This window comes from Variovorax sp. PEI5 (assembly GCF_056679935.1).
Genome location: NZ_CM155257.1, coordinates 1,072,306 through 1,096,930, shown reverse-complemented (window position 1 = coordinate 1,096,930; position 24,625 = coordinate 1,072,306). Strand labels below are relative to the sequence as shown.

The window sequence follows — 24,625 nt, the reverse complement described above, 5'->3', positions numbered from 1 at the left end:
ACGGAGCCCGCGCCATGCCCGAACTGATCCTCCACCACTACCCGCGCTCGCCGTTCTCCGAGAAGATCCGGCTGCTGCTGGGCCACAAGCAGCTGGCCTGGCGCTCGGTGACGATCCCGCCGATCATGCCCAAGCCCGACGTGCTGGCACTGACCGGCGGCTATCGCCGCACGCCGCTGCTGCAGGTGGGCTGCGACATCTACTGCGACACCGCGCTCATCGTCGACGTGCTGGAGCACCTGGCGCCGACGCCGACGGCCTATCCCGAGCCCGAGAAGGGCATGTCGCGCATCCTGGCGCAATGGGCCGACAGCACCCTGTTCTGGGCCGCCATGGCCTACAACCTGCAGCCCCGGGGCGCCGCCGAATTGTTCGCCGGCGCGCCGCCCGAGGCGGCCAAGGCCTTCGCCGAGGACCGCGCCCGCATGAGCGGCGGCGGCATGACGCGCCTGCGTCCGGCCGATGCCGCCGGCGCCTACAAGTCCTACCTGCGTCGGCTCTCCGACATGCTCGACGACAAGCCGTTCCTGCTCGGCGAGGTGCCCTGCATCGCCGACTTCGCGGCTTACCACCCGCTGTGGTACACGCGGCGCATCGACGCGCTCAAGGAACTGCTCGAGCTGACTCCGGCGGTGCTCGACTGGATGGACCGCATGGCCGACATCGGCCATGGCGAATCGACGCCGATGACGTCGGCCGAGGCCATCGAGGTGGCGCGCTCGGCGAGCCCGCGCACCCTGCTGTCCGACAGCACCTTCCAGGACGACCACGGCATCCCGCTGGGCAGCCAGGTCACGGTGCGGGCCGAGACCTTCGGCCCCGAGGAGACGGCGGGCGAACTGGTCGCCGCCACGCGCATGCACTACACCTTGCGGCGGACCGACCCGCGCGCCGGCACGCTCGACGTGCATTTCCCGCGCATCGGCTACGTGCTGAAGCTGGCCGAGGTGGGCACGCCATGATCGACGACTTCCATGGCCGCACGGCGGTGATCACCGGTGCCGGCTCGGGCTTCGGGCTGGAGGCGGCGCGCATCGGCGCGGCGCGCGGCATGAACCTGGCGCTGGTCGACGTCCAGGCCGACGCGCTGGAGGCGGCGCGCATCGAACTCGAGGCCACCGGCGCCCGGGTGATGGCGCACCGGGTCGACGTCGCCGACGCGGCCCAGATGGAGGCGCTCGCGCAGGCCGTGCTGGAGCGCTTCGGCGCGCCGCACTTCGTCTTCAACAACGCCGGGGTCGGCGCCGGCGGGCTGGTCTGGGAGAACAGCGTCGCCGACTGGAACTGGGTGCTGGGGGTCGACCTGATGGGCGTGGTGCACGGCGTGCGCCTGTTCGTGCCGATGATGCTGGAGGCCGCCGCGCGCGATCCGGCCTGGCGCGGCCACGTCGTCAACACGGCCAGCATGGCCGGCCTGCTGACGCCGCCCAACATGGGCATCTACAACGCCGCCAAGGCGGCGGTGGTGAGCCTGACCGAGACGCTCTACCAGGACCTGGGCCTGGTCACCGACCAGGTCGGCGCCAGCCTGCTGTGTCCGTACTTCGTGCCCACCGGCATCACCACCAGCGACCGCAACCGCCCCGGCACGCTGCCGGTGGGCCAGGAGACGCGCAGCCAGATGATCGGCCGCGCCATGACCGCCAAGGCCGTGGGCAGCGGCAAGGTCAGCGCGGCGGACGTCGCGGCGATGGTGTTCGACGCCATGGCCGAGAACCGCTTCTATGTCTTCAGCCACCCGAAGGCGCTGGGCAACGTGAAGAGCCGGATGGAGCACATCGTCGCCGGCATCAATCCGGCCGACCCGTTCCTGGAGCGGCCGGACATCGGCGAGCGGCTGCGGGCGCAGCTGCGCGAGTGAGGGGCGTGTGAGACACGGGTGAGACACGGGTGAGGCCCGTCGGCCGCGCGATCGCGTCGCGCCGCCGGCGGCTTCAGTCGGTCGTCGCCGGCAACACCGCCACCGGGCTGCGCTCGGCGAACTGGCCGTTCCAGTACGGGTAGTAGGGGTAGGGCGGCGTCACGGCGCTGGCGGCCTCGAGGCGGCCGACCTGTTCGGCCGTCAGCGACCAGCCGACCGCGCCCAGGTTCTCCGCCAGTTGCGCCTCGTCGCGCGCGCCGATCAGCACGCTGGCCACGGTCGGGCGCCGCAGCAGCCAGTTGATGGCGATCTGCGGCAGGGTCCGGCCGTTCTCCTCGGCGATGCCGTCCATGGCCTCGACCACCCGGTGGAGCACCTCGTCCTGGACCGGCGGGCCGAAGCCGGCGGTCTCGTGCAGGCGGCTGCCGGCGGGCAGCGGCTGGCCACGGCGGATCCGGCCGGTCAGCCGGCCCCAGCCGAGCGGACTCCAGACGATCGCGCCCACGCCCTGGTCGAGGCCCAGCGGCATCAGCTCCCACTCGTAGTCGCGGCCGGCGAGCGAGTAGTAGGTCTGGTTGGCGACATAGCGCTCCAGCCCCAGCCGGTCGGCCGCCGCGAGCGACTTCATCAACTGCCAGCCGGAGAAATTGGAGACGCCGATGTGGCGCACCTTGCCCGCGCGCACCAGGTCGTCCAGCGTGCGCAGCACCTGCTCGACCGGCGTCATGGCATCGAAGGCATGCAGCTGCAGGATGTCGATGTGGTCGGTGCCCAGGCGGGTGAGCGCCGCGTCGACGCCCGCGAGCAGGTGGTGGCGCGACGAGCCGACGTCGTTCGGCCCGTCGCCCATGCGCAGCGACAGCTTGGTCGAGACGATGGCCCGGTGGCGCCGGCCCTGCAGCGCGGCGCCCAGGATCGATTCCGAGGCGCCGCCCGAGTAGACATCGGCCGTGTCGAACAGGTTGACGCCGGCGTCCAGGCAGAGGTCGACGATGCGGCGCGCCCCGGCGACATCGGTCGAGCCCCAGGCGCTGAACAGCGGGCCCTGGCCGCCGAAGGTGCCGGCGCCGAAGCCCAGGACGGGCACCTTGAAGCCCGAGCGGCCGAGATAGCGGTATTCCATGAGAGTGCTCCTGAATGAATGAATGAATGAGTGGATGGATGACCGGGGAGGGGGGAGGAGGGTGGGACGCGTCGGCTCAGGTCCGAGCCGGCGCCCCGGCGGCCGGCGCGTCGCGCCGCTCCAGCCGGCGGCTCCACAGCGCCAGGCCCAGGCCGGCGAGCGTGAGCACCGCGCCCGCCGCGCCGAGCGCCCGCAGGCCGGGGCCGTGGTCGATGACCAGGCCGCCGACCCACGCGCCCAGCGCGTTGCCGAGGTTGAAGGCGGCGATGTTCAGGCTCGATGCCAGGTTGCGGCCGGCGCCCGCCGCCTGGTCGAGCACGCGCACCTGCAGCGGCGCCACGGTGGCGAAGGCGGCGATGCCCAGCACCACCAGGAAGACCATCGCCGGCACGCTCAGGTGGATCCACAGGTCCATCGAGGCCAGCACCAGCGCCAGGGCCAGCAGCGTGCCGAGCACGGCGGGCATCGGCGCCCGGTCGGCCAGCCGGCCGCCCAGCAGGTTGCCCAGCGCCAGCCCGGCGCCGAACAGCAGCATCGCCGGCGACACGGCCGCCGCCGACAGCCCGGTCACGCGCGTCAGCAGGGGCTGCACGAAGGTGAAGACGGCCAGCACGCCGGCGAAGCCGAAGACCGTCATCCCCAGGCCGAGCCAGACCTGCGGGCGTGCCAGCACCGCCAGTTCGTCGGCCAGCGGACCCGGCGCCGCGTCGGCGCGGTCGCGCGGGACGAACGCGGCCAGCACCGCCAGCGCCGTCAGGCCGATGAATGCCACGGCCCAGAACGCGGCGCGCCAGCCGAAGTGCAGGCCCAGCCATGCGCCGGCCGGCACGCCCAGCACCGTCGCGGCGGTCAGTCCGGTGAACATGACGGCGATGGCCGAGGCACGGCGTTCCGGCGCCACCAGTCCGGTCGCCACCACCGAGCCGACGCCGAAGAAGGTGCCGTGCGCGAGCGAGGTGACGACGCGCGCCGCCATCAGGGTCGCGTAGTCCGGCGCCAGCGCGCAGGCGATGTTGCCGAGCGTGAAGATCGCCATCAGCACCAGCAGCACCGTCTTGCGCGGCATGGCGCGGGTGGCGATGGTCAGGAGCGGCGCGCCGATCGCGACGCCCAGCGCGTAGCCGGAGATCAGCAGTCCGGCCGTGGCCAGGGAGACGTGGAGATCGGCAGCGACCTGCAGCAGCAGGCCCATGATGACGAATTCGGTGGTGCCGATCCCGAAGGCGCCGGCGGTGAGTGCGAGGAGTGCGATGGGCATGGTGGGCGACTGTGCGCGTCTCCGGCCACGATGAATAGAATGCCGCTCCGACCTTCACCTGTGAGCTGAATTCAAGAATGCCACGCCCCGACGTCAACCGCTCCGGCGAGATGGAGACCTTCGTGCAGGTGGTGGAGCGGGGCGGCTTCTCGGCCGCGGCGCGCCACCTGGGCATGACGCCCTCGGCCGTCAGCAAGCTGATCGCGCGGCTGGAGGCGCGGCTGTCGGTCCGGCTGGTGCATCGCTCGACGCGCAAGCTCCAGCTGACGCCCGAGGGGCGGCAGTTCCACGAGCGCAGCCTGCGCGTGCTGGCGGACCTCGACGAGGCCGAGCGCTCGGCCAGCTCGGCGGCCATCGGCGCCACCCCGCGCGGGCGCGTGGGCATCAACACCAGCGTCTCCTTCGGCCACCAGGTGCTGATCCCGCTGGTGCCGCGTTTCTTGGCGCTGCATCCGGAGATCACGCTCGATATCGGCCTGACCGACCGCGTGGTCGACCTGATGGACGAGCGCGCCGACGTCGCGATCCGCTGGGGCGACCTGCCGGCGTCGGACCTGGTGGCGCGCCGGCTCGGCGCGACCGAGCAGGCGATCGTCGCCGCGCCGTCCTACCTGGCGCGGCGTGGCACGCCGGCCGTGCCGCGCGACCTCGAGGCCCACGACCGCATCGGCTGGTCGTACCGGCGCAACGTGGCCGACTGGCCGCTGCGCGTGGACGGTCGCACGCTGATGCTGCCGGTCTCCGGCCGCGTGCGCGCCGCCGATGGCGAGGCGATCCGCGCCCTGGTCGTGGCGGGCGCCGGGCTGGCGCGGTTGTCGCTCTATCACGTGGGCGCCGACCTCGACGCCGGCCGGCTGATGGAGGTGCTGGACGACTTCAATCCGCGCGACGTCGAGCCGATCCACGCGGTCTATGTCGGCAAGCCCGGCCACCTGCCGGCGCGCGTGCGGGCCGTGCTGGACTTCCTGGTGGCGGAGGTGGCGCTGCATCCGCGCGCGACGGGTGCGCGCGGCGCTCCGCCGGGCTGACGCCGACGCCCTGGCGCCGCCGCGCCGCCGGCCGGCCATGGCGTCCTGCGGGAGCGATCGCGCCAACGGGCCACCTCGACCTACATCCGCCGGCGGGCGGGGCGGGTATACCCAGGGATTCGCGCTCGCGGCCTGCCGACGCGCCCCCACATCCCGGATCAACGATGGACCATCCCAGCACCCCCCACAGCCCGCCGGACGCATCGTCGGCATCGGCCGCGCCGGCCGCACCGGCCCCCGCCAGCGCCGAATTCATCCAGTTCGCCCAGGAGGTGTTCCAGGTCGCGCGCACCGGCGACGCGCCCATGCTGGAGCGGCTGCTGCAGAAGGGCCTGCCGCCTAACATGAGCAACCACAAGGGCGACACGCTGCTGATGCTGGCCGCTTATCACGGCCAGGTCGAGGCGACCCGGGTCCTGCTGGAGGCCGGCGCCGAACCCGACCGCTACAACGACATGGCGCAGACGCCGATGGGCGGCGCCGCCTTCAAGGGCTTCCTGCCGATCGTCGAACTGCTGCTGGCGCATGGCGCGCGGCCGGATTTCGCGCCGCCGGGCGGCAAGACGCCCCTGATGTTCGCGGCCATGTTCAACCGGCGCGAGATCGTGGAGCTCCTGCTCGGGCAGGGCATCGACATGGACGCCCGGAGCTCGGACGGGCTGTCGGCGCTGGACCTGGCGCGCAGCATGGGCGCCGTCGACACCACCGCCTGCCTGGAGGCGCACTCCCCGGTGCCCCCGGCGTCGCCGGCGGCGTGAGGCCGGCGCGCCCGGCTCGCTCCAAAGGCCCCGGCCCGGGGCCATGGCGCCCGGTTGGCGACAATCGTCGGCAATGACTTCTCCGCGTTTCCTCCGGATGGCCCTGGTCCTGGGCCTGCTCTCGGCCATCGGCCCCTTCGCCATCGACATGTACCTGCCGGCGCTGCCGGCCATCGGCGCCAGCCTGGGTGCGGAGATCGGCGCCGTGCAATGGAGCCTCACGGCGTTCTTCCTGGCGCTGGCGGTCGGCCAGCCGTTCTACGGGCCGGTCTCGGACATGGTCGGGCGCCGCGCGCCGCTGGTCTTCGGCCTGGTGCTGTTCGCCGCGGCCAGCGTGGGTTGCGCGCTGGCCGGCGACATCCGCGTCCTGATCGCGATGCGCTTCCTGCAGGGACTGGGCGCCGCGGCGGGCATGGCGATCCCGCGCGCGGTGGTGCGCGACCTGCACACCGGCAACGACGCGGCGCGCCTGATGGCGCTGCTGATGCTGGTCTTCAGCATCTCGCCGATCCTGGCGCCGCTGGCCGGCAGCGCGGTGATCGCACTGGCTGGCTGGCGCGCCGTGTTCTGGGTGGTGTGCGCGGCGGCGCTGGCCGGGATCGTGCTCATCGCCACCTCGCTGCGCGAGACGCGGCCGGCGGCCGACCGGGTGGAGAGCAGCCTCGCCAGCGCGCTGGCGGCCTATGCGCTGCTGCTGCGCGACCGGCACTATCTGGGCCTGGTCTTCATCGGCAGCTTCGCCATGGCGGGCTTCTTCACCTACCTGGCCAACTCGTCGTTCGTGATGATCGGCCACTACGGGCTGACGCCGACGATGTACAGCATCGCCTTCGGCGTCAACGCGGCGGCGTTCATCGCCGTCTCGCAGTTCACGGGCGCGCTGGGCGAGCGCTACGGGCTGACGCGGGTGGTGCAGGGCGGCGTTGCCGGTTCCTGCGCGGTCATGCTGGCGATGTTCGGCTACTACGCCACCGGCGGCGATGCGCTGTGGGTGCTGATCGTGTTGTATTTCATCGCCAGCGGCTGCATGGGCCTGGTGATCCCGACCACGGCGGTGCTGGCGCTGGAACGCCACGGCGCCATCGCCGGCACGGCCTCGGCGCTGCTGGGCACGCTGCAGATGCTCACCGGCGCCGTCGTCATGGGCGTGGTCGGCCTGTTCACCGACGGCACGCCATTGCCGATGGTCGCGGGCATGGCCGGCGGCGCGTTGGTGGCGGGCCTCCTGACCTGGACGACGCTGGGCGGCGCCGAGCGTCCGGCGACCTGCGCCGTTCCCTGAGCGCCATCCGCCCGAGCATCCTCCCGCGACACCCCGGCCCCATGCCCCACATCCCATGACAACCGACGACACCCTCGGCGCCCCCGGCGTCCGGCAACCCACCGCCGCGCCCGAGGCCGCGCCGGTCCGCGACGGCCTGCCGCAGCCGCAGCGCCTGCGCGCGATGGTGGTGATGGTGCTGGGCATCTCCGTGGCGGTGCTCGACGGCACCATCGTCAACCTGGCGCTGCCGGGCATCGCGCGCGAGCTCGACGCCAGCGCGTCGCATGCCATCTGGGTCATCAACGCCTACCAGATCGCCACCCTGGTGCTGCTGCTGCCACTGGCCTCGCTGGGCGACCTGATCGGCTACCGGCGGGTCTACCTGTGGGGCATGGCGCTGTTCACGGTGTCCTCGCTGGGAGCGACGCTGGCCGACTCGCTCGGCACCCTGATCGCCGCGCGCATGCTGCAGGGCATGGGCGCGGCCGGGATCATGAGCGTCAATGCCGCATTGGTGCGGCTGATCTATCCGTCCGACCGGCTGGGGCGCGGCGTGGCGATCAACTCGATGGTGGTGGCGATCGCCTCGGTGGCGGGGCCCTCGGTGGCGGCGGGCATCCTGTCGGTGGCGTCGTGGCCATGGCTGTTCGCCTTCAACGTGCCGCTGGGACTGGCGGTGCTGCTGATCGGGCGCCGGGCGCTGCCCTTCAACGTCGCCAAACCAGCCGCCGGCGCGCGCTTCTCGTGGGGCGACGTGGCGCTCAACGTCCTGATGTTCGCCCTGATCTTCATCGGCGTCGATCGCCTGGGCGTACGCAGCGATGCCGCCGCATCGGGCGCGCAGCCGATCGCCTGGGCGCTGCTCGCCGGCGGGCTCGGCGTGGGCTTCTTCTACCTGCGCCGCCAGCGCACGCTGGCGCTGCCGCTGTTCCCGGTCGACCTGCTGCGCATCCCGGTCTTCGCGCTGTCGATGGGCACCTCGGTGGCGGCGTTCTGCGCCCAGATGCTGTCGTACATCGCGCTGCCGTTCCTGCTGCTGGATGTCTATGGCCGCAGCCACCTGCAGGCCGGCCTGCTGATCACGGCCTGGCCACTGGCGATCGTGGTCATGGCGCCGATCGCCGGGCGGCTGATCGGCCGCTATCCGGACGGCCTGCTCGGCGGCATCGGACTGGGCCTGCTGGCGCTCGGCCTGGCGCTGCTGGCGATGCTGCCGGCGGCGCCGTCGAACCTCGACATCGCCTGGCGGCTGGCATTGTGCGGCGCCGGTTTCGGCTTGTTCCAGTCGCCCAACAACCACACCATCGTGACCTCGCCGCCGCGCCACCGCAGCGGCGCGGCCAGTGGCATGCTGGGCACGGCGCGGTTGACCGGACAGACCATCGGCGCGGTGGCGGTGGCGGCGGTGTTCAGCATCTGGAATCCGCATCAGGGGCGCGGTCCCTTCATCGCCCTGGTGCTGGCGGCGGCCTGCGCGGCGGTGGCTGGCATCTTCAGTAGTCTGCGTCTGAGGGCTCCCGCCGTCGTTCACCCCTAGATTCAGGAGTTACGAATCGATGCGAGTGCCCGCCCGCCCATGAAAGAAGTGCCCGACGCGATGGTCTGCGACGGCTGCGATGCCGTCTGGCGACGCGCGCGCCTCGCCGAGGGCGAGATCGCGCGTTGCCCGCGCTGCGGCACCGAGCTCGACCGCCACGCCGGCGCCCAGCGCGACCGCATGCTGCCGCTCACGCTGGCCTGCCTGATCCTGTTCGCGATCGCCAACCTGTTCCCGATCGTGGAGATCGAGCTGCGCGGATTGCGCAGCCACACCACGCTCGCCGGCGCCGTCATCACCCTGACCGGGGAGGACCGCTCGCTGGTGGCCCTGCTGGTGCTGGCCACGACGATCCTGTTCCCGCTGATGCAGCTGCTGATCCTGGCCTGGCTGCTGGTGCCGCTGCGCCGCCATCGGCGCGCCCTCGGCTTCGCCGTGCTGGTGCGGCTGATGCAGGCCCTGCGACCGTGGGGAATGATCGAGGTCTTCCTGCTGGGCGTGCTGGTGGCGCTGGTCAAGCTCTCGAGCATCGCCAGCGTGCTGCCGGGGCCGGCGCTGTGGGCCTTCATGGCGCTGACGGTGGTGCTGACGGCGGTGCTGGCCTTCGATCCGCGCGGTTTCTGGGAGATGGCCGAGAAGAAGCTCGACGACACCGCGCCGCCCCGGCCGGCCGACGGCCCGGCGTCGGCCTCGGCCTCGTCGACATCGGAGCGTGCCACGTGAAGCCCAGCACGCTGCGGCTGCTCAGGCATCCGTTGCGCGGCCTGCACCGGCCGGTCTCGGCCGAGGAGCGCGCGCTGGCCCTGGCGGCGCCGCGCGCCATCGAGGTCGGCCTGATCGGCTGCCGCCAGTGCGGCACGGTCTGGGATGGCGCCGCCGAGGGCACCCCGTGCGGGCGCTGCGGCACGCCGCTGCGCACCCGCAAGCGCGACAGCCTGAACCGGACCTGGGCCTTGCTGATCGCCGCCTGCGCGATGTACCTGCCGGCCAACCTGCTGCCGGTGATGGTGACGCGCTCGATCTTCGGCACGCAGAACGACACCATCCTCAGTGGCATCATCTATTTCTGGATCTCGGGCGACTACGAACTCGCGGCGATCGTCTTCATCGCCAGTTTCCTGGTGCCCTTGTTCAAGCTGGCGGCGCTGTTCGTGCTGGTGTTCAATGCCCAGCGTGGCACCAACTGGCGGCGCGGCGAGCGCTCGCGGCTCTATCACGTGATCGAGCTGATCGGCCGCTGGTCGATGCTCGACGTCTTCGTCGTCGCCTTGCTGGCCGGCCTGGTGCGCATCCGGGGCTTCGCCGAGATCACCGCCGGCGCCGGCATCGCCGCCTTCGGCATGGTGGTGGTGCTGACGATGCTGGCTTCGCTGAGCTTCGATCCCAAGCTGACCTGGGATGGCGCCGCCGGCGATCCCGATGGCGAAGACGACGACGACGACGATGTCGTCGACGACGCCATCGCCCCCCGGCCCATCCCGCAGACGCCGGCCAGCGCGCCGGCAAGGACCCTCGACCGATGAACGACCGCGAACCCCCCGCGACACCTGGATCCCCCGAACCCTCCGGACCGCCCGGGCGCCCGGCCGGCGACGACCCGGTGGCCGTGGCCGCCGCGCCGCCGGCGCTGTCGGCGCCGCGCGTCGCCCGCCGGCGCGCCTGGCTGCCCTCGCTGATCTGGCTGATCCCGGTGGTGGCGGCGCTGGTCGGCATCACGCTGGTGGCCAAGACGCTGCTCGGGCGCGGGCCGGAGATCATGCTGAACTTCCGCACCGCCGAGGGCCTGGAGGCCGGCAAGACCATCGTCAAGTACAAGGACGTGCAGATCGGCCTGGTCGAGCGCGTGCGTCTGGCGCGCGACCGGTCGCACGTGCGGGTGCAGGTCCAGCTCAACAAGGATGCCGATGCCTTCACCGCCCAGGACACCGCGTTCTGGGTCGTGCGACCGCGCCTGGACACCTCGGGCATCTCGGGCCTGGGAACCCTGCTCTCGGGCGCCTACATCGGCGCCGATGCCGGCGTGTCGGAGGAGAGCGCCTCCGAGTTCACCGGGCTCGAGGCGCCGCCGACCGTGACCCGCGACGCCTCGGGCCGGCAGTTCCTGCTGCGCGCCAACGACATCGGCTCGCTCGACGTCGGCTCGCCGATCTACTACCGGCGCATCAAGGTCGGCCAGGTGGCGGCCTACGAGCTCGATGCCGACGGCCGCGGCGTGACATTGCGGGTCTTCGTCAATTCACCCTACGAGAAGTTCGTCGGCGCCAACACCCGCTTCTGGCATGCCAGCGGCCTGGACATGCAGCTCAGCGCCAGCGGCCTGACACTGCGCACGCAGTCGCTGGCGACCATCCTGCTCGGCGGCATCGCCATCGGCGCGCCGGAGGAAGGCGCCGGCCCGGTCGCCTCGGAGAACACCGCCTTCCTGCTGGCCAGCGACGAGGGCGCGGCCATGAAACGGCCGGACGGCCCGGCGCAGACCGTGCTGCTGTACTTCAACCAGTCGCTGCGCGGCCTGTCGCCCGGGGCGCCGGTCGATTTCCGGGGCGTCGTGATCGGCGAGGTGAAGTCCATCGGCGTCGACTTCGACCGCAGCGAGCGCGAGTTCCGCATGCCGGTGCTGGTGCAGATCTATCCCGAACGCCTGCGGCGCGGCATGAAGACGCAGCCGCCCGAGTCGCGCTACACCGAGGAGCAGCGCCTGCGCTACATGGTCTCCAAGGGCCTGCGCGCCCAGTTGCGCACCGGCAACCTGCTGACCGGCCAAGTCTATGTCGCCATCGACTTCTTCCCCAAGGCGCCCGCCAGGACCATCGATTTCTCGAAGGATCCGGTCGAACTGCCGACGGTGCCCAACAGCCTCGACGAGATCCAGTCGCAGGTGCAGGAGATCGCCAGCAAGCTCAACAAGGTGCCGTTCGAGCAGATCGGCAACGACCTGCGCACCACCCTGGCCACGCTCGACAAGACCCTCAAGGGCGCCGAGCGCCTGACGCGCACGCTCAACGACGACATCTCGCCGGAGATCAAGGCCGCCATGACCGACGCGCGCAAGACCATCAACAGCGCCGACCGCGCCCTCAACAGCGCCGACCGCGCGCTGCTGCAGCAGGACGCTCCGCTGCAGCAGGACATCCGCCAGACGCTGCAGGAGCTCACGCGCGCCGCCGGTTCCGTGCGGGTGCTGACCGACTACCTGGAGCGCCATCCCGAATCGCTGCTGCGCGGCAAACCCGAGGACAAGAAATGAAGAGCGCGTCGACGATGGTCCCGACCCCCACCCGAGCCACCCCGCGCGGCGCGAGGATGCTGCTGGCGCTCGCGGCGTCCGCTCTCGCGGCCGGCTGCGCGAGCGCGCCCGACCGCTACTACACCCTGGCCGAACCGGTCGCCGCCACCATCCCGGGTGCCGCTGGTGCTGCCGGCGCGGCCGGGCCGGTGCCGGCCTCGGGCCTGTTCATCGACATCGCCCCGGTCGCCATGCCCGAGCGCCTCGCGCGACCGCAGCTGGTGGTCAGCCGCACCGGCATGCCGGGCGCCGAGGTGGCGCTGCTGGAGCAGCATCGCTGGACCTCGTCCTTCGAGAGCGAACTGCGCGACGCGCTGGCCGCCGGCATCGCCACCCGACTGGGCGCCACCGATGTCACCAAGGGCGCGCGGCTGGCGGGCGCGCCGGTCTGGCGCGTGGCGGTGCAGCTGCAGCGGCTCGACCTGATCGAGGACCAGCGTGCCGATGCCGCGTTCTCCTGGACCGTGCGGCGCGCCGATGCCGAGCGCGGCACGGCCTGCCGCTGGAGTGGCACCGAAGCCGTGGCCGGTGGTGGCATCGAGGCCCTGGCGCTGGGCGCGCGGCATCTGACGGGTCGCGTCTCGACGCAGATCGCCCGCCACGTGCAGGCGCTCCAGGCCGACCCGGCCGCGGCCTGCCCGGGCGCCTGAGCCCGCGCGGCCCGGCCCAGGGTCAGAGCAGCTTGCGGATCGGTTTCCTGCGCCAGACCAGACGGTAGTAGGCCGCCTGCAACGCGAACATGGCCATGAAGGTCACCGGATAGGCGACCCAGACGCCGTCGAGGCCGATGCGCCGGCTCGCCACCCAGGCCACCGGCACCTCGATGCAGAGGATGCACAGGATCGAGATCGCCGTCGGCACCAGCACCGAGCCACTGGCGCGCATCACGCCCGAGAGCACCGAGGCCATGCCGAAGACCACCGTGCTCCACAGCATGATGTGCAGCAGGGTCTGCGCCACCTCGATCACCGGCTCGCTGGTGATGAAGAAGCCCATCAGCCGGCGCGAGAACAGGTAGCCGGCCAGCACCAGGGCGCCGGTCAGCACGAGATTCATGAGCAGGCCCGTGCGCGCGATGGCGCCGAGCTGGTCGACGCGGCCGGCGCCGATCGCCTGGGCGCCCAGGATCGAGGCCGTGATGGCGATCGAGATGGCCGGGAACTGCACATAGGCCACCACCTGGTTGACCGCGCCATAGGCCGCCGTGGCCTGCGAGCCGAAGCCGTTGACCAGCGACAGCAAGGCGATCTCGGCGATGGCGATGACGATCATCTGCACCCCGGTGGGCACGCCGATGCGCAGCACCGCGCGCAGCAGTCCCGGATCGACGCGCAGGTGGCGCACGAACTCCGCATCGGGCGCCAGCGGACTGCGGCGGGCCCGCAGCCGCAAGGCCAGCCAGACGGTGGCGACGACGAAGGACACCACCGTGGCGGCGGCGCCACTGGCCACCCCCAGCATCGGCAGCCCGCCCCAGCCGCGGATCAGTGCCGGCGTCAGCACCAGCCCGAGCGCGGTCGAGATGCCCAGCGTGTAGAGCGGCGTCACGGTGTCGCCGATGCCGCGCAGCATGGCGGTGGACAGCAGGAAGACGAACAGCCCGGGCATCGCCACCAGCATGATGCGGGCATAGCGGGTGGCGTCGGCCAGGATGTCGGGCGGCGTGCCCAGCGCCTGCAGCAGCGGCGTGGTGAAGAAGCCGCCGAACAGCGCCACCGCGAGGCCGAAGACGATGCCCACCGTGAGCGTGGTGCCGGCGATGGCCTTGACCCGGCCGGTGTCGCGCGCGCCCCAGGCCTGCCCGATCAGCACCGAGGCTCCCGCGCCCAGGCCGATGGTGAAGGCGATGAAGAAGAACATCACCGGGAAGAAGCTCGACACCGCCGCCAGCGCGCCGACGCCGATCATCTGCCCGACGTAGACATTGTTGAGGGTGCCCGAGAGCGACTGCAGGATGTTGCTCAGCAGCATCGGGGCCAGGAAGAAGGCGAAGGTCTTCCAGAGGGGCCGCCCGGCGGCGGGGCCGGCGGCGAGCGCGGAGGGGAGGGAGGAGGTCATGCGGGGCAGGGGGTGGAGAGGCGCCCCGGCGGCGGCACCCGGGCGCGCCTAGGATACGCGCCAGAACCCGCGCTGGAACAGCCGCCAGCGGCGCCGCGTGCCCGAACGCAGCCGCCGCAGCGCGCGCCAGGCGGCGCTCTGGCGCACCAGGCCGAGCCAGTGGTTCTTCCAGGCGGTCCAGCGCGGGTACCAGAGCGCGAACCACGGCACGTGCATGAGGGTCGGCTGCACCAGCTGGAACAGGCGCGCCACCAGCGCGGTGCCCACCAGCTTGGCGCCGGCCAGCAGCGCCAGGCCGCTCGCGTAGTGGCCATGGCCGAACAGCAGCAGCGCCAGCAGCTTGACCGGCAGCAACATCACCACCGGCAGCAGGAAGATCGCCACCGCGGCCCAGGGCGGCATGGCGCGCACCCGCTGCTCCAGCCGGGCCCACAGCGGCAGCCGCGCCAGCTTCGCGGCCTGCGCGGCGAGCGGAGCCCAGCCCCATTCCTCGAACAGCAGCAGCGGGACGAGCAGGATCGCCAGGAGGGATCGCAGCAGCTTGCGGAGGGCGGGCATGGCGGCCATTGTCGATCGGCTGGCGCCGGGCGTCGCGGCCGCCCGGCGAGTCCCGCCGGCCACAGGCCGGTCAGCGCCCGAGCGCGGATTCGATCGCGTGCATCACCTGCTCGAGCAGCAGCGGCTTGGTCAGCATCGGGGCGCCATCGGCCGTGGCCGGATGCGCGCCATCCACCTCCGCCTGGCCGGTGACGAAGATCAGCGGCAGCGCCGGCCAGCGGGCGCCGATCTCCTGCGCCAGCATCGAGCCGTTCATGACCGGCATGCCGCGATCGACGATGACGACGTCGAATGGCTCGCTGGCGATGGCGTCGAGCGCGGCGCGGCCCGTGAACACGCCACGGGCGCGGTAGCCGGCGTCGGCCAGCAGCTCGCACCAGGTCGCGCACTGCACCGCGTCGTCGTCCACCAGCAGCACCCGGGCCCCGGAGGCCGGCGTGCTGGGGCGGGACGTCTCGGTGGTGTCGCGCGCCGGGCCGGTGCCGGGCGACGCCTTGAGCCACAGCGCCACGGTGGTGCCCTGGTCCGGGACCACCCGGATGCGCGCGATGCCGCCGGCCTGCAGCGCGAAGCCATAGACCTGCGCCAGTCCCAGGCCGGTGCCGCCCTCGTCGACCTTGGTGGTGAAGAAGGGCTCGAAGGCGCGTTGCACCACCTCCGGCGGCATGCCCGGGCCGTTGTCGCCGACCTCCAGCACCAGGAAGCGGCCGCGCGTCAGCAGGGCGTCGCCCTCGAAATCGAGCACCGAGGTCGAGATCCCCAGCTTGCCGGCGCCTTCCATGGCGTCGCGGGCATTGACGCAGAGGTTGAGCACCGCCGCCTCGAGCTGCGTCACGTCCAGGTTGACGGTGACGCCGTGGGCGTCCGGGCGCAGCGTGAGCTCGATCTCGGGGCCCAGGGCGCGTTCGAGCAGGTCGCGCATGCCCGCCACGAAGGTGTCGACCTCGACCACCGAGCGCTGCGTCACGTTCGAGCGTGAGAACGCCAGCAGGTGCGAGGTCAGCTTGGCGCCGCGGGCGACGGCATCCATGGCGCCGCCGGCCCAGCGCCGCAGGTCCGCCCGCTCGGTCTTGCGCAGGATCAGCTGCAGGCTGCCGTTGATGGTCTGCAGCAGGTTGTTGAAGTCGTGCGCCAGTCCGCTGGTGAGCTGGCCGACCGAGGCGATGCGATGGCGCTGCTGCAAGGCCGCGTGGGCGCCGGAGTCGTCCGCCAGCGCGGCCGTGACCTGGCGCTGGAGCTGTTCCGAGTGTCGGCGCTGGGCGATGTTCATGGCCCGCAGGCGGATCAGCGCCGAGGTCTGGCGGGCCAGGGCCTTCAGGGCGGCGGCCTGCGAGTCGCTCAGGGTGCGCGGCACGGTGTCGATCACGCACACCGTCCCGAGCGCGAAGCCATCGGGCGAGAAGATCGGCGCGCCGGCATAGAAGCGGATGTCGGGGCTCTCGGTGACCAGCGGATTGCGCGCGAAGCGCTCGTCCTGTGTCGCGTCCTCGACGATCATCAGCCGGTCGGGCTCGAGCAGGGCATGGGCGCAGAAGGCCTGGTCGCGCGGCGTCTGCTCGACCGCCAGGCCGATGCGGGCCTTGAACCACTGGCGCTCGCCATCCACCAGTGACACCAGGCCGATCGGCGTGCCGCAGATCTCGGAGGCCAGGGTGACGATGTCGTTGAAATCCTCCTCGGGCAGGCTGTCCATCAGGTCGAGCCTGCGCAGCGCGTCCAGGCGCTGATCCTCGAGGCTGGGTGATGGAGTGGGATCGGACATCGCCAGGGAATGTAGCCGAAAGATCGAGCCGACCGGCCGCCCCCGGGGCCACGACGCATCGTCCCGCCGATGTGACGCTATGGCAAACTTTCCCGCTTTCGTCGCCGGGCCCCGTGGTCGCCGGCGCTTCCCCCGGATCCACCTCGCCATGCAACAGATCATTCGCCAGCTCGCCGCCGAAATCCGGATCGGCGAACACCAGGTGAAGGCCGCCGTCGAACTGCTCGACGGCGGCGCCACGGTTCCCTTCATCGCCCGCTATCGCAAGGAGGCGACGGCCGGCCTCGACGACGTCCAGCTGCGCGAGCTCGAGGCGCGCCTGTCCTACCTGCGCGAGCTGGAGGACCGCCGCGCCGTGGTGCTGCGCGGCATCGACGAGCAGGGCAAGCTGACCGATGCCCTGCGCGCCGCCATCGCCGCCGCGCCGACCAAGCAGGAGCTCGAGGATCTCTATCTGCCGTTCAGGCAGAAACGCCGCACCAAGGGCCAGATCGCGCGCGAGGCCGGCCTCGAGCCGTTGGCCGACCTGCTGCTGGCCGATCCCGGCCGCGACCCGGCCGTCGAGGCCCCGGCCTTCCTGCGACCGGCCACCACGCTCGACGATGGCAAGCCGGGTCCCGATTTCTCCACCGTGGCCGCCGTCCTCGATGGCGTGCGCGACCTGCTGGCCGAGCGCTGGGCCGAGGACGCGGTGCTGGTCCAGCAGCTGCGCGAATGGCTGTGGGCCGAAGGCCTGTTCCGCTCCAGTCTCATGAGCGGCAAGAACGAGGCCGATGCCGAGGTGGCCCGCTTCCGCGACTACTTCGCCTACGACGAGCCGATCGGCCGCGTGCCCTCGCACCGGGCGCTGGCGGTATTCCGCGGGCGCGCGCTCGACATCCTCGATGCCCGGCTGGTGCTGCCGGTCGAGCCCGAGCCGGGCCAGCCCTCCATCGCCGAGGGCCGCATCGCGTTGCACCTGGGCTGGAGCCACGCCCGGCGCCCGGCCGACGACCTGATCCGCAGGTGCGTGGCCTGGACCTGGCGCGTCAAGCTGTCGCTGTCGACCGAGCGCGACCTGTTCGCCCGGCTGCGCGAGGAGGCCGAGCGGACCGCCATCAAGGTCTTCGCGGACAACCTGCGCGACCTGCTGCTGGCCGCGCCGGCCGGGCCGCGCGTGGTCATGGGGCTGGATCCGGGCATCCGCACCGGCGTCAAGGTGGCCGTGGTGGATGCCACCGGCAAGCTGGTCGAGACCGCGACCGTCTTTCCGCACGAGCCGCGCCGCGACTGGGATGGCGCGCTGCATGCCCTGGAGCGGCTGTGCCTGCGCCATGGCGTCAACCTGATCGCCATCGGCAACGGCACCGCCAGCCGCGAGACCGACCGGCTGGCCGGCGAGCTCATCAAGCGCCTGGCCGGGCGCGCGGGCGAGGGCGCCGCCGCCGTGGCGGCCACGGGACCGAAGGCGCTGGAGAAGGTGGTCGTCAGCGAGGCCGGCGCCTCGGTCTACTCGGCCAGCGAGTTCGCCTCGCTGGAGATGCCCGATGTCGACGTCAGCCTGCGCGGCGCCGCCAGCATCGCGCGGCGGCTGCAGGACCCGCTGGCCGAGCTGGTGAAGATCGACCCCAAGTCGATCGGCGTCGGCCAGTACCAGCACGACGTCAACCAGGGCGAGCTCGCCCGCACGCTGCAGACGGTGGTCGAGGACTGCGTGAACGCGGTCGGCGTCGACCTCAACACGGCCAGCGTGCCGCTGCTGTCGCGCGTCTCCGGGCTGTCGCCGAGCGTGGCGCGCGCGGTGGTGCGCTGGCGCGAGGCGCATGGCGCGTTCTCGACCCGGCGGCAGCTGCTGGAGGTCGGCGGCTTCGGACCGAAGGCGTTCGAGCAGAGCGCGGGCTTCCTGCGCATCCGCGGTGGCGCCGATCCGCTCGACATGACGGGCGTGCATCCGGAGACCTATCCGCTGGTCCAGCGCATCATCGAGGGCACCGGCCGGCCGATCGCCGAGCTGATGGGCCGCGCGGAGATGCTGCGCACCCTGCGCCCCGAGCTCTTCGCCAACGAGACCTTCGGCGTCATCACCGTCCGGGACATCCTGGGCGAGCTGGAGAAGCCCGGGCGCGATCCGCGCCCGGACTTCAAGGTGGCGCGCTTCAACGACGGCGTCGAGGACATCGCCGACCTGGTCGAGGGCATGGTGCTCGAGGGCACGGTGAGCAACGTCGCACAGTTCGGCGCCTTCGTCGACATCGGCGTGCACCAGGACGGCCTGGTCCACGTGAGCCAGCTGGCGCACAAGTTCGTCTCGGATGCGCGCGAGGTGGTCAAGACCGGCGACATCGTGCGCGTGAAGGTGATGGAGGTGGATGCGGCGCGCAAGCGCATCGCGCTGTCGATGAAGCTCGATGCCGCGCCGGCGCGCCGCGATGCCCCGCGCGACAACCGCTTCGAGAGCGCCGGCCGTGGCCGCCAGGCGGCTCCCGCGCGGCGCGACGCCACGCCGGCACCGGCCGGCCAGATGGCGAGCGCGTTCGCCAAGCTGCAGGGGCTGCGCAAATGAGGCCGCCGGCGTCCACGCACGGCGGGCGGTGGGCGACATGACGCCAGCGACACTGGACACGCGCCCGGAGCTGTTCGATGCGCTGGGAGCGCTGGTCGGGACCCCGCACGCGGAGGCCTACACCTGTTTCTGCGCGCACCAGACGCATGGCGTGCGGGCCCTGCGGATCGAACGGCCGACCCTGGGCGTGCTGCTGCGCGGGCGCATGCGCCTGCGCGGCGACGACAGCGCGCTGTCCATGACGACCGGCGATGCCTTCGTCTTCACGCGCGCCTGCAGCGTCGACACCATCAACGAGCCCGACGCGGCGGGGGTCTTCCTGGCCCTGGTGGTGCCGCTGTGCGACGAGGTGATCGCCGCCGCCCGCCTGCTGTGGGCGCGTCCCGGGGCGCGCGGCGGCCCGGACGCCATCGCGCTGCCGGCGCTGCAGCTGTCGGAGTCGTTGGCCACCTGGGCCGCCTCCCTGCGGCGCGACGACCCCGGCGCCGCCCGCGCCGCCCTGGCGAGCGCGCTGGTGGCGCTGTGCGCCCTGGGTCATTCGGCGATCCTCGCGCCCACGCCGCCCACCCTGGCGGCGCGGATCCGGGCGCGCGTCGCCGAGACGCCGGACCGGGCCTGGCAATCGAGCGACTTCGAGACCGAATTCGGACTCAGCGGCGCCACGCTGCGCCGGCATCTCGCCATCGAAGGCGTCGGCCTGCGCGACACCATCACGGACGCCCGGCTGGCCTGCGCGCTGCACTGGCTCTACACCACGCGATGGCCGATCCAGACGATCGCCGCGCGGGTCGGCTATCGCTCCGCCGCGACCTTCTCGCGCCGCTTCGCGCGGCGCTATGGCGCGGAGCCGCTGCAGATCGGCAAGGACGAGGCCCAGTCCGCCGCCGCCGTGGCCGACGGGCGCATGCCGGGCACGTGAGCGGATCGCGCAGGAATTCGAGCGCCTCGCGCGACCTCCGGGCGACATGATGGGGAACGCGCGGCGCCCCTGCCGCCGCGTGTCCGATCGTCGTTCCCCAGGAGTCGCCCCATGTCGCCGTTGCATTCCCCGTTCCCGTCCTCCGCCCGGTCGCGTCCGACCCCGCGTCGTCGCGCTCCCGGCCTCGGCCTGCTCGCGTCCGCCTTGCTGCCGCTGCTCATGGCGGGTGGCGGCGCCGGGGCCCAGCCGGCCGCCGATCCACCGCCGGCGCGCCAGGTGCCGGGCTACTACCGCCAGGTCCTGGGCGACCTGCGGGTGACGGCGCTGTTCGACGGCGTGGTGAGCCTGCCGCGCCAGCAGCTCCAGGGACTGGCGCCGGCGCCCCGGGACGCGCTGCTGCGCGACCGCCACGTGCCCGAGACCCCGCAGGGCCTGCAGACGGCGGTCAATGCCTATCTGGTGGAAGTGGGCGGGCGCCGGGTGCTGATCGATGCCGGCACCGCCGACTGCTTCGGTCCCGGCCTGGGCCAGGTCGTGGGCCATCTCAAGGCGGCCGGCGTGATGCCGGCGGACGTCGACGACGTGCTGCTGACCCATGCCCATCCCGACCACCTGTGCGGCGTGCTCGACGCCGCCGGCGCGCGCGCCTTCCCCCGCGCCACGCTCTGGATCGACGAGCGCGAGCTCGGCTACTGGCGCAGTCCGGAGTCGACGGCGCGCACGCCCGCCGCGCTGCGCTTCGTCGTCGACCAGACCCGGCGGGCGCTGGCGCCCTACGAGGCGGCCGGCCGGCTGCGCAGCTTCCGGCCGGGCGACGCGCTGCCCGGCGGTATCCAGGCGCTGGCTTCCCACGGCCACACGCCGGGCCACGATTCGTTCCTGGTCGATGGCGGCGCGCCGGCGCACCGGCTGCTGGTGTGGGGCGACGTGGTCCATTACCACGCGGTGCAGTTCGCCCGGCCCGACGCCAGCTTCGAGGCCGACGTCGACCGGGCGCAGGCGATCGCCTCGCGTCGCGGCCTGCTCGGCCGCGCGCTGCGCGAGGGCTGGTGGGTGGCGGGAGCGCACCTGCCGTTTCCCGGACTGGGCCACGTGCGCGCCGAGCGCGGCGCCTATGCCTGGGTGCCGGCGGAGTTCTCGCCATTGCCCCCGGCGCCACCGGCGCCCGGCCGCTAGGGCGGCGCTGGCGACGCGGACGGGGACGATTTATTTCACGCGGATCGAATCCAGGCGGCGCATCGGACCGTATCGATCAGGACTGCCCCGCGAACAGGTGGCAGCCGTTCCCATCCCAACCCAGGAGTCCTCCATGACACGCAATCTCTCCCGTCTCGCCTCCATCGCCCTCGCCACCGCACTGTCGCTGGGCGCCGCATCCGCCATGGCCGCCGATGTCATGGTGGGCGGCGCTCCGATGTCGCCGACCAAGGACATCATCGACAACGCCGTCAACTCCAAGGACCACACCACGCTCGTCGCCGCCGTCAAGGCCGCCGGCCTGGTCGACACGCTCAAGGGCCCGGGTCCGTTCACGGTCTTCGCGCCGACCAACGCCGCCTTCGCGGCCCTGCCGGCCGGCACGGTCGACACGCTGCTCAAGCCCGAGAACAAGGCCGCCCTGACCGGCGTGCTGACCTACCACGTGGTGCCGGGCAAGATCGACGCCGCCGCGCTGACGCGCCAGATCACCGAAGGCAAGGGCACCGCCATGCTCAAGACCGTGGCCGGCGGCACGCTGACGGCGAAGAGCAGCGGTGGCAAGGTCATGATCACCGACGAGAAGGGCGGCACCGCCAACGTCACGATCGCCGATGTCATCCAGTCCAACGGCGTCATCCACGTCGTCGACAAGGTCCTGCTGCCCAAGTGAGAGGGCGTCGGCGGCCGGCGACGTCGCGGGGGGCCATAACCCCACGCGGCGTGGCGATCCGGCCGCCATGCCGGGGTTCGCTGCGGGGGCGACGATGACCCGCATCGAAGCCCTGCCGGAGACCCGTCCATGAATCCTCTGAAATTCCCCGCCCTGCGCCTCCTGCTGTGGGGCCTGGCCACCCTGCTGGCGACGCTGCCGCTGTGGATGGCGCCATCGTCGGCCACGGCCGCGACCGCCGACAACCCGCTCGCGGCCGAGCGCTGGAAGACGCGGCCGGTGGTGCTGGTGGTGCCGGTGGACGACCATCCGCTGCTGCGCCGGGTGCGCGGCGCCCTGCGCGAGACGGCCACGCGCGAGGCCTTCCTGGATCGCGAGATGGTGCTCTACACCGTCGTCGCCGGACAGGGGCGGCGCAACGATGTCGCCCTGTCGGCGCGCCAGACCCGGGCCCTGCTCGAGGCCCTGAGGCTCGATGCCGCCGGCGCGCCGACCTTCGTGCTGGTGGGCAAGGATGGCGGCACCAAGATGACCGAGGGCGCCGATGTCGACCTCGCCGCCGTGTTCGCCGAAATCGATCGAATGCCCATGCGCCAGCGCTGACACCCGGCTGGTCGGGCGTTCAAGTCGGGGACAATCGGCCCCCGGCTTCCCACGCATCCGTCTCTTTCCCCTCGCTCATGGACTTCTTCATTCTGGCGGCCCTGATCGCCACCGGCGCCTTCGTGCTCAAGTCGAGGGACCAGCGCAAGCGCATCGCCCTGCTGGGCGGCCATCTCGGACAGTTCCAGATCGAAAAGCTCATGGAAACCGTGACGCAGGGCTACCTGCGCTGTCTGGGCGAGGACGATCCCGTGCGGCGCGAGCAGATCTGGCACCTCCTGGAGCCGAGCGAGAAATCGCTGGCGTCGCAGTTCAGCCGCTTCGCCCGGGGCTTCTCCGATGTCGATCCGGTCCAGGCCCGCGTCAGCAAGCTGCCGGTGACCGTGCCCTATGTCGGCCATGCGTTCCCGGGCAGCACCTTCGACGTGCGCCAGGCCTTCGCGATCCATGCGCGCGGCATCGCCGACGCGGCGGCCAACACGCGCGGGCTCAGCCCCAAGGCGCGCGCCTTCACCATGTCGGCCGAGCTGTTCCTGATGCAGCACACGTGCCACTGGTACTGCCGCTCCAAGGCGGTGGCCTCGGCCCGCATGATGGCGCGCCACAAGACCTCCTACGCGCTGCTGCTGGACTCGGTCTCGCCCGCCACGCGCGAGGCCTACCGGACGCTCACCGGCCAGTAGGCCTCAGGCGAGCTTCTTCACCAGGACGTGGCTGCGCCGGTCCCAGTTGTACTTGCGCTTGCGCGCCTCCGGCAGCCAGTCCGGGTCGACCTGCACGAAGCCGCGCTTGATGAACCAGTGCATGGTGCGCGTGGTGAGCACGAAGATGCTGTCGAAGCCCTGTGCCCGGGCGCGCTGCTCGATGCGCTTGAGGATGCGTTCGCCGTCGCCCGTCGACTGCGCCTGCGGCGACACCGTGAGCGCCGCCATCTCGGCGGTGCGGGCCTCGGGGTAGGGGTAGAGCGCGGCGCAGCCGAAGATCACGCCGTCGTGCTCGATCACGGTGTATTGGTGGATGTCGCGCTCGATCTCGGTGCGGCTGCGCTTGACCAGGGTGCCGTCGCGCTCGAACGGCTCGATCAGCTGCAGGATGCCGCCGATGTCGTCGACCGTCGCCTCGCGCAGCGATTCGAGCTTCTCGTCGATCACCATGGTGCCGATGCCGTCGTGCACGTAGATCTCCAGCAGCAACGCGCCATCGACCGCGAACGGCAGGATGTGGCTGCGCTCGACACCGGCCTCGCAGGCCTTGACGCAGTGCTGCAGGTAGAAGCCGGTGTCGGTCGGCCGCTGCGCCGGCGGCAGCGTCGCCAGCAGCTTGCGCGCGGCATCCAGCGGCAGCTCGGTGTCGATCGGGTTGTCCTCGCTCTCGGGCAGTTCGCTGTCGACGCGGATGCCGTGGATCTCGGTGAGGAAGATCAGCTTGTCGGCCTGGATCGAGGTCGCGACGCTGGTGGCGACTTCCTCCATCGTCAGGTTGAAGGCCTCGCCGGTGGGCGAGAAGCCGAATGGCGACATCAGCACCATGGCGCCGAAGTCGAGCGTGCGGCGGATGCCCACGGCATCGACCTTGCGCACCAGGCCCGAATGCTTGAAGTCGATGCCGTCGATCACGCCGACCGGCCGCGCGGTGATGAAGTTGCCGGAGATCATGCGCACCGTGGAGCCGGCCATCGGCGTGTTGGGCAGGCCCTGGCTGAAGGCGGCCTCGATCTCGTAGCGCAGCTGGCCGGCGGCCTCCTGGGCCGAGTCGAGCGCGACCTCGTCGGTGATGCGCATGCCGTGCGAGTAGCGCGCCTCGTGGCCCTTGGCGCGCAATTGCTCGTTGACCTGCGGCCGGAAGCCGTGCACCAGCACGATCTTCACGCCCATCGACTGGATAAGCGCCAGGTCCTGGGCGATGTTCTGCAGCTTGCCCGCCGCGATGGCCTCGCCGGCGACGCCGACCACGAAGGTCTTGCCGCGATGCGTGTGGATGTAGGGCGCGACCGAGCGGAACCAGGGCACGAAGGTGAAGTTGAAGACGGCGGACATGCGGGTGGTGACGGCGGAGGATGGCGCGGAAAGCGGCGAAGTGGGTGGACGGGCCGAACGTCCGGCGGCCGGCGGGGCCACTGGCCGGGAAGGCGCGTGGTTCGGCAACGGGACTGGGATAATCGGGGATTCTCTCCGATGTGCCCCGCGCACGACCACCTG

Annotated in this window: 22 protein-coding genes; 16 read left to right on the top strand and 6 right to left on the bottom strand. The window is 72.0% G+C overall.

Annotation, left to right across the window (positions count from 1 at the left end; translation table 11 throughout):
* The first annotated feature begins 14 nt into the window (after positions 1-14).
* Together AC1MLT_RS05055 and AC1MLT_RS05050 are read left to right on the top strand one after the other, a co-directional pair.
* A complete protein-coding gene (locus AC1MLT_RS05055) occupies positions 15-962 on the top strand; it encodes a glutathione S-transferase family protein (protein ID WP_481034170.1) in 948 nt (315 codons plus the stop codon).
* Positions 959-1,861, top strand: coding sequence for an SDR family oxidoreductase (locus AC1MLT_RS05050; RefSeq protein WP_481034169.1), 903 nt, complete (start codon positions 959-961; stop codon positions 1,859-1,861). The genes AC1MLT_RS05055 and AC1MLT_RS05050 overlap by 4 nt, the downstream gene beginning before the upstream one ends.
* Positions 1,862-1,934: 73 nt before the next feature.
* On the opposite strand, the gene AC1MLT_RS05045 is transcribed toward AC1MLT_RS05050, so the two are convergent.
* Complete coding sequence (locus AC1MLT_RS05045; RefSeq protein ID WP_481034168.1) at positions 1,935-2,984, bottom strand: aldo/keto reductase; 1,050 nt, start codon at positions 2,982-2,984, stop codon at positions 1,935-1,937.
* Between the two features lie 76 nt (positions 2,985-3,060).
* Positions 3,061-4,242 (bottom strand): MFS transporter, encoded by a 1,182-nt coding sequence (locus AC1MLT_RS05040; RefSeq protein ID WP_481034167.1) that lies wholly within the window; start codon positions 4,240-4,242, stop codon positions 3,061-3,063.
* A 77-nt stretch (positions 4,243-4,319) separates the two neighbouring features.
* Between AC1MLT_RS05040 and AC1MLT_RS05035 the strand changes: the two genes are divergently transcribed.
* From AC1MLT_RS05035 to AC1MLT_RS05000, 8 genes are all read left to right on the top strand, one after another.
* Positions 4,320-5,270, top strand: coding sequence for a LysR family transcriptional regulator (locus AC1MLT_RS05035; RefSeq protein WP_481034166.1), 951 nt, complete (start codon positions 4,320-4,322; stop codon positions 5,268-5,270).
* Between the two features lie 164 nt (positions 5,271-5,434).
* On the top strand, positions 5,435-6,028 hold the full coding sequence (locus AC1MLT_RS05030) for an ankyrin repeat domain-containing protein (RefSeq protein ID WP_481034165.1): 594 nt from the start codon (positions 5,435-5,437) through the stop codon (positions 6,026-6,028).
* A 73-nt stretch (positions 6,029-6,101) separates the two neighbouring features.
* On the top strand, positions 6,102-7,310 hold the full coding sequence (locus AC1MLT_RS05025; RefSeq protein WP_481034164.1) for a multidrug effflux MFS transporter: 1,209 nt from the start codon (positions 6,102-6,104) through the stop codon (positions 7,308-7,310).
* Between the two features lie 55 nt (positions 7,311-7,365).
* A complete protein-coding gene (locus tag AC1MLT_RS05020) occupies positions 7,366-8,829 on the top strand; it encodes an MFS transporter (protein WP_481034163.1) in 1,464 nt (487 codons plus the stop codon).
* Between the two features lie 39 nt (positions 8,830-8,868).
* The gene (locus AC1MLT_RS05015; RefSeq protein ID WP_481034162.1) at positions 8,869-9,552 is read left to right on the top strand and encodes a paraquat-inducible protein A; all 684 of its coding nucleotides are present in this window, start codon (positions 8,869-8,871) and stop codon (positions 9,550-9,552) included.
* A 74-nt stretch (positions 9,553-9,626) separates the two neighbouring features.
* Entirely contained in the window at positions 9,627-10,352 is a 726-nt protein-coding gene (locus AC1MLT_RS05010; protein ID WP_481034904.1) for a paraquat-inducible protein A, read from the top strand.
* Positions 10,349-12,076, top strand: coding sequence for a PqiB family protein (locus tag AC1MLT_RS05005; protein ID WP_481034161.1), 1,728 nt, complete (start codon positions 10,349-10,351; stop codon positions 12,074-12,076). The genes AC1MLT_RS05010 and AC1MLT_RS05005 overlap by 4 nt, the downstream gene beginning before the upstream one ends.
* Positions 12,073-12,765, top strand: coding sequence for a PqiC family protein (locus tag AC1MLT_RS05000; RefSeq protein ID WP_481034160.1), 693 nt, complete (start codon positions 12,073-12,075; stop codon positions 12,763-12,765). Before AC1MLT_RS05005 ends, AC1MLT_RS05000 begins: the two co-directional genes overlap by 4 nt.
* A gap of 22 nt (positions 12,766-12,787) precedes the next feature.
* Here AC1MLT_RS05000 and AC1MLT_RS04995 read toward each other — a convergent pair whose 3' ends face one another.
* The 3 genes from AC1MLT_RS04995 to AC1MLT_RS04985 all read right to left on the bottom strand — a co-directional run bounded on the left by AC1MLT_RS04995 (position 12,788) and on the right by AC1MLT_RS04985 (position 16,493).
* On the bottom strand, positions 12,788-14,173 hold the full coding sequence (locus tag AC1MLT_RS04995; RefSeq protein WP_481034159.1) for an MATE family efflux transporter: 1,386 nt from the start codon (positions 14,171-14,173) through the stop codon (positions 12,788-12,790).
* Positions 14,174-14,221: 48 nt separating this feature from the next.
* The gene (locus AC1MLT_RS04990) at positions 14,222-14,731 is read right to left on the bottom strand and encodes a hypothetical protein (protein ID WP_481034158.1); all 510 of its coding nucleotides are present in this window, start codon (positions 14,729-14,731) and stop codon (positions 14,222-14,224) included.
* A 70-nt stretch (positions 14,732-14,801) separates the two neighbouring features.
* On the bottom strand, positions 14,802-16,493 hold the full coding sequence (locus AC1MLT_RS04985) for an ATP-binding protein (protein ID WP_481034157.1): 1,692 nt from the start codon (positions 16,491-16,493) through the stop codon (positions 14,802-14,804).
* A 148-nt stretch (positions 16,494-16,641) separates the two neighbouring features.
* On the opposite strand from AC1MLT_RS04985, the gene AC1MLT_RS04980 reads away from it, so the two are divergent.
* The 6 genes from AC1MLT_RS04980 (at position 16,642) to AC1MLT_RS04955 (ending at position 23,110) form a co-directional block, all read left to right on the top strand.
* Positions 16,642-19,035, top strand: coding sequence for a Tex family protein (locus AC1MLT_RS04980; protein WP_481034156.1), 2,394 nt, complete (start codon positions 16,642-16,644; stop codon positions 19,033-19,035).
* 37 nt (positions 19,036-19,072) lie between these two features.
* Positions 19,073-19,954 (top strand): helix-turn-helix domain-containing protein, encoded by an 882-nt coding sequence (locus AC1MLT_RS04975; protein WP_481034155.1) that lies wholly within the window; start codon positions 19,073-19,075, stop codon positions 19,952-19,954.
* 111 nt (positions 19,955-20,065) lie between these two features.
* A complete protein-coding gene (locus AC1MLT_RS04970) occupies positions 20,066-21,130 on the top strand; it encodes an MBL fold metallo-hydrolase (RefSeq protein WP_481034154.1) in 1,065 nt (354 codons plus the stop codon).
* A gap of 133 nt (positions 21,131-21,263) precedes the next feature.
* Positions 21,264-21,824 carry a fasciclin domain-containing protein gene (locus AC1MLT_RS04965; protein WP_481034153.1) on the top strand — a complete coding sequence of 187 codons (561 nt, stop codon included), beginning with the start codon at positions 21,264-21,266 and terminating at the stop codon, positions 21,822-21,824.
* Between the two features lie 129 nt (positions 21,825-21,953).
* Positions 21,954-22,427, top strand: coding sequence for a DUF4174 domain-containing protein (locus AC1MLT_RS04960; protein WP_481034152.1), 474 nt, complete (start codon positions 21,954-21,956; stop codon positions 22,425-22,427).
* A gap of 77 nt (positions 22,428-22,504) precedes the next feature.
* Entirely contained in the window at positions 22,505-23,110 is a 606-nt protein-coding gene (locus AC1MLT_RS04955; protein WP_481034151.1) for a hypothetical protein, read from the top strand.
* 3 nt (positions 23,111-23,113) lie between these two features.
* Here the strand turns inward: AC1MLT_RS04955 and argA are convergent, their stop codons facing one another.
* Complete coding sequence (gene argA / locus AC1MLT_RS04950) at positions 23,114-24,463, bottom strand: amino-acid N-acetyltransferase (protein ID WP_481034150.1); 1,350 nt, start codon at positions 24,461-24,463, stop codon at positions 23,114-23,116.
* Between the last annotated feature and the right edge of the window lie 162 nt (positions 24,464-24,625).

Coding starts and splice junctions, on each gene's coding strand:
- AC1MLT_RS05055 (WP_481034170.1), top strand. CDS start 15: ATGCCCGAACTGATCCTCCACCACTACCCGCGCTCGCCGTTCTCCGAG.
- AC1MLT_RS05050 (WP_481034169.1), top strand. CDS start 959: ATGATCGACGACTTCCATGGCCGCACGGCGGTGATCACCGGTGCCGGC.
- AC1MLT_RS05045 (WP_481034168.1), bottom strand. CDS start 2,984: ATGGAATACCGCTATCTCGGCCGCTCGGGCTTCAAGGTGCCCGTCCTG.
- AC1MLT_RS05040 (WP_481034167.1), bottom strand. CDS start 4,242: ATGCCCATCGCACTCCTCGCACTCACCGCCGGCGCCTTCGGGATCGGC.
- AC1MLT_RS05035 (WP_481034166.1), top strand. CDS start 4,320: ATGCCACGCCCCGACGTCAACCGCTCCGGCGAGATGGAGACCTTCGTG.
- AC1MLT_RS05030 (WP_481034165.1), top strand. CDS start 5,435: ATGGACCATCCCAGCACCCCCCACAGCCCGCCGGACGCATCGTCGGCA.
- AC1MLT_RS05025 (WP_481034164.1), top strand. CDS start 6,102: ATGACTTCTCCGCGTTTCCTCCGGATGGCCCTGGTCCTGGGCCTGCTC.
- AC1MLT_RS05020 (WP_481034163.1), top strand. CDS start 7,366: ATGACAACCGACGACACCCTCGGCGCCCCCGGCGTCCGGCAACCCACC.
- AC1MLT_RS05015 (WP_481034162.1), top strand. CDS start 8,869: ATGAAAGAAGTGCCCGACGCGATGGTCTGCGACGGCTGCGATGCCGTC.
- AC1MLT_RS05005 (WP_481034161.1), top strand. CDS start 10,349: ATGAACGACCGCGAACCCCCCGCGACACCTGGATCCCCCGAACCCTCC.
- AC1MLT_RS05000 (WP_481034160.1), top strand. CDS start 12,073: ATGAAGAGCGCGTCGACGATGGTCCCGACCCCCACCCGAGCCACCCCG.
- AC1MLT_RS04995 (WP_481034159.1), bottom strand. CDS start 14,173: ATGACCTCCTCCCTCCCCTCCGCGCTCGCCGCCGGCCCCGCCGCCGGG.
- AC1MLT_RS04990 (WP_481034158.1), bottom strand. CDS start 14,731: ATGCCCGCCCTCCGCAAGCTGCTGCGATCCCTCCTGGCGATCCTGCTC.
- AC1MLT_RS04985 (WP_481034157.1), bottom strand. CDS start 16,493: ATGTCCGATCCCACTCCATCACCCAGCCTCGAGGATCAGCGCCTGGAC.
- AC1MLT_RS04980 (WP_481034156.1), top strand. CDS start 16,642: ATGCAACAGATCATTCGCCAGCTCGCCGCCGAAATCCGGATCGGCGAA.
- AC1MLT_RS04975 (WP_481034155.1), top strand. CDS start 19,073: ATGACGCCAGCGACACTGGACACGCGCCCGGAGCTGTTCGATGCGCTG.
- AC1MLT_RS04970 (WP_481034154.1), top strand. CDS start 20,066: ATGTCGCCGTTGCATTCCCCGTTCCCGTCCTCCGCCCGGTCGCGTCCG.
- AC1MLT_RS04965 (WP_481034153.1), top strand. CDS start 21,264: ATGACACGCAATCTCTCCCGTCTCGCCTCCATCGCCCTCGCCACCGCA.
- AC1MLT_RS04960 (WP_481034152.1), top strand. CDS start 21,954: ATGAATCCTCTGAAATTCCCCGCCCTGCGCCTCCTGCTGTGGGGCCTG.
- AC1MLT_RS04955 (WP_481034151.1), top strand. CDS start 22,505: ATGGACTTCTTCATTCTGGCGGCCCTGATCGCCACCGGCGCCTTCGTG.
- argA (WP_481034150.1), bottom strand. CDS start 24,463: ATGTCCGCCGTCTTCAACTTCACCTTCGTGCCCTGGTTCCGCTCGGTC.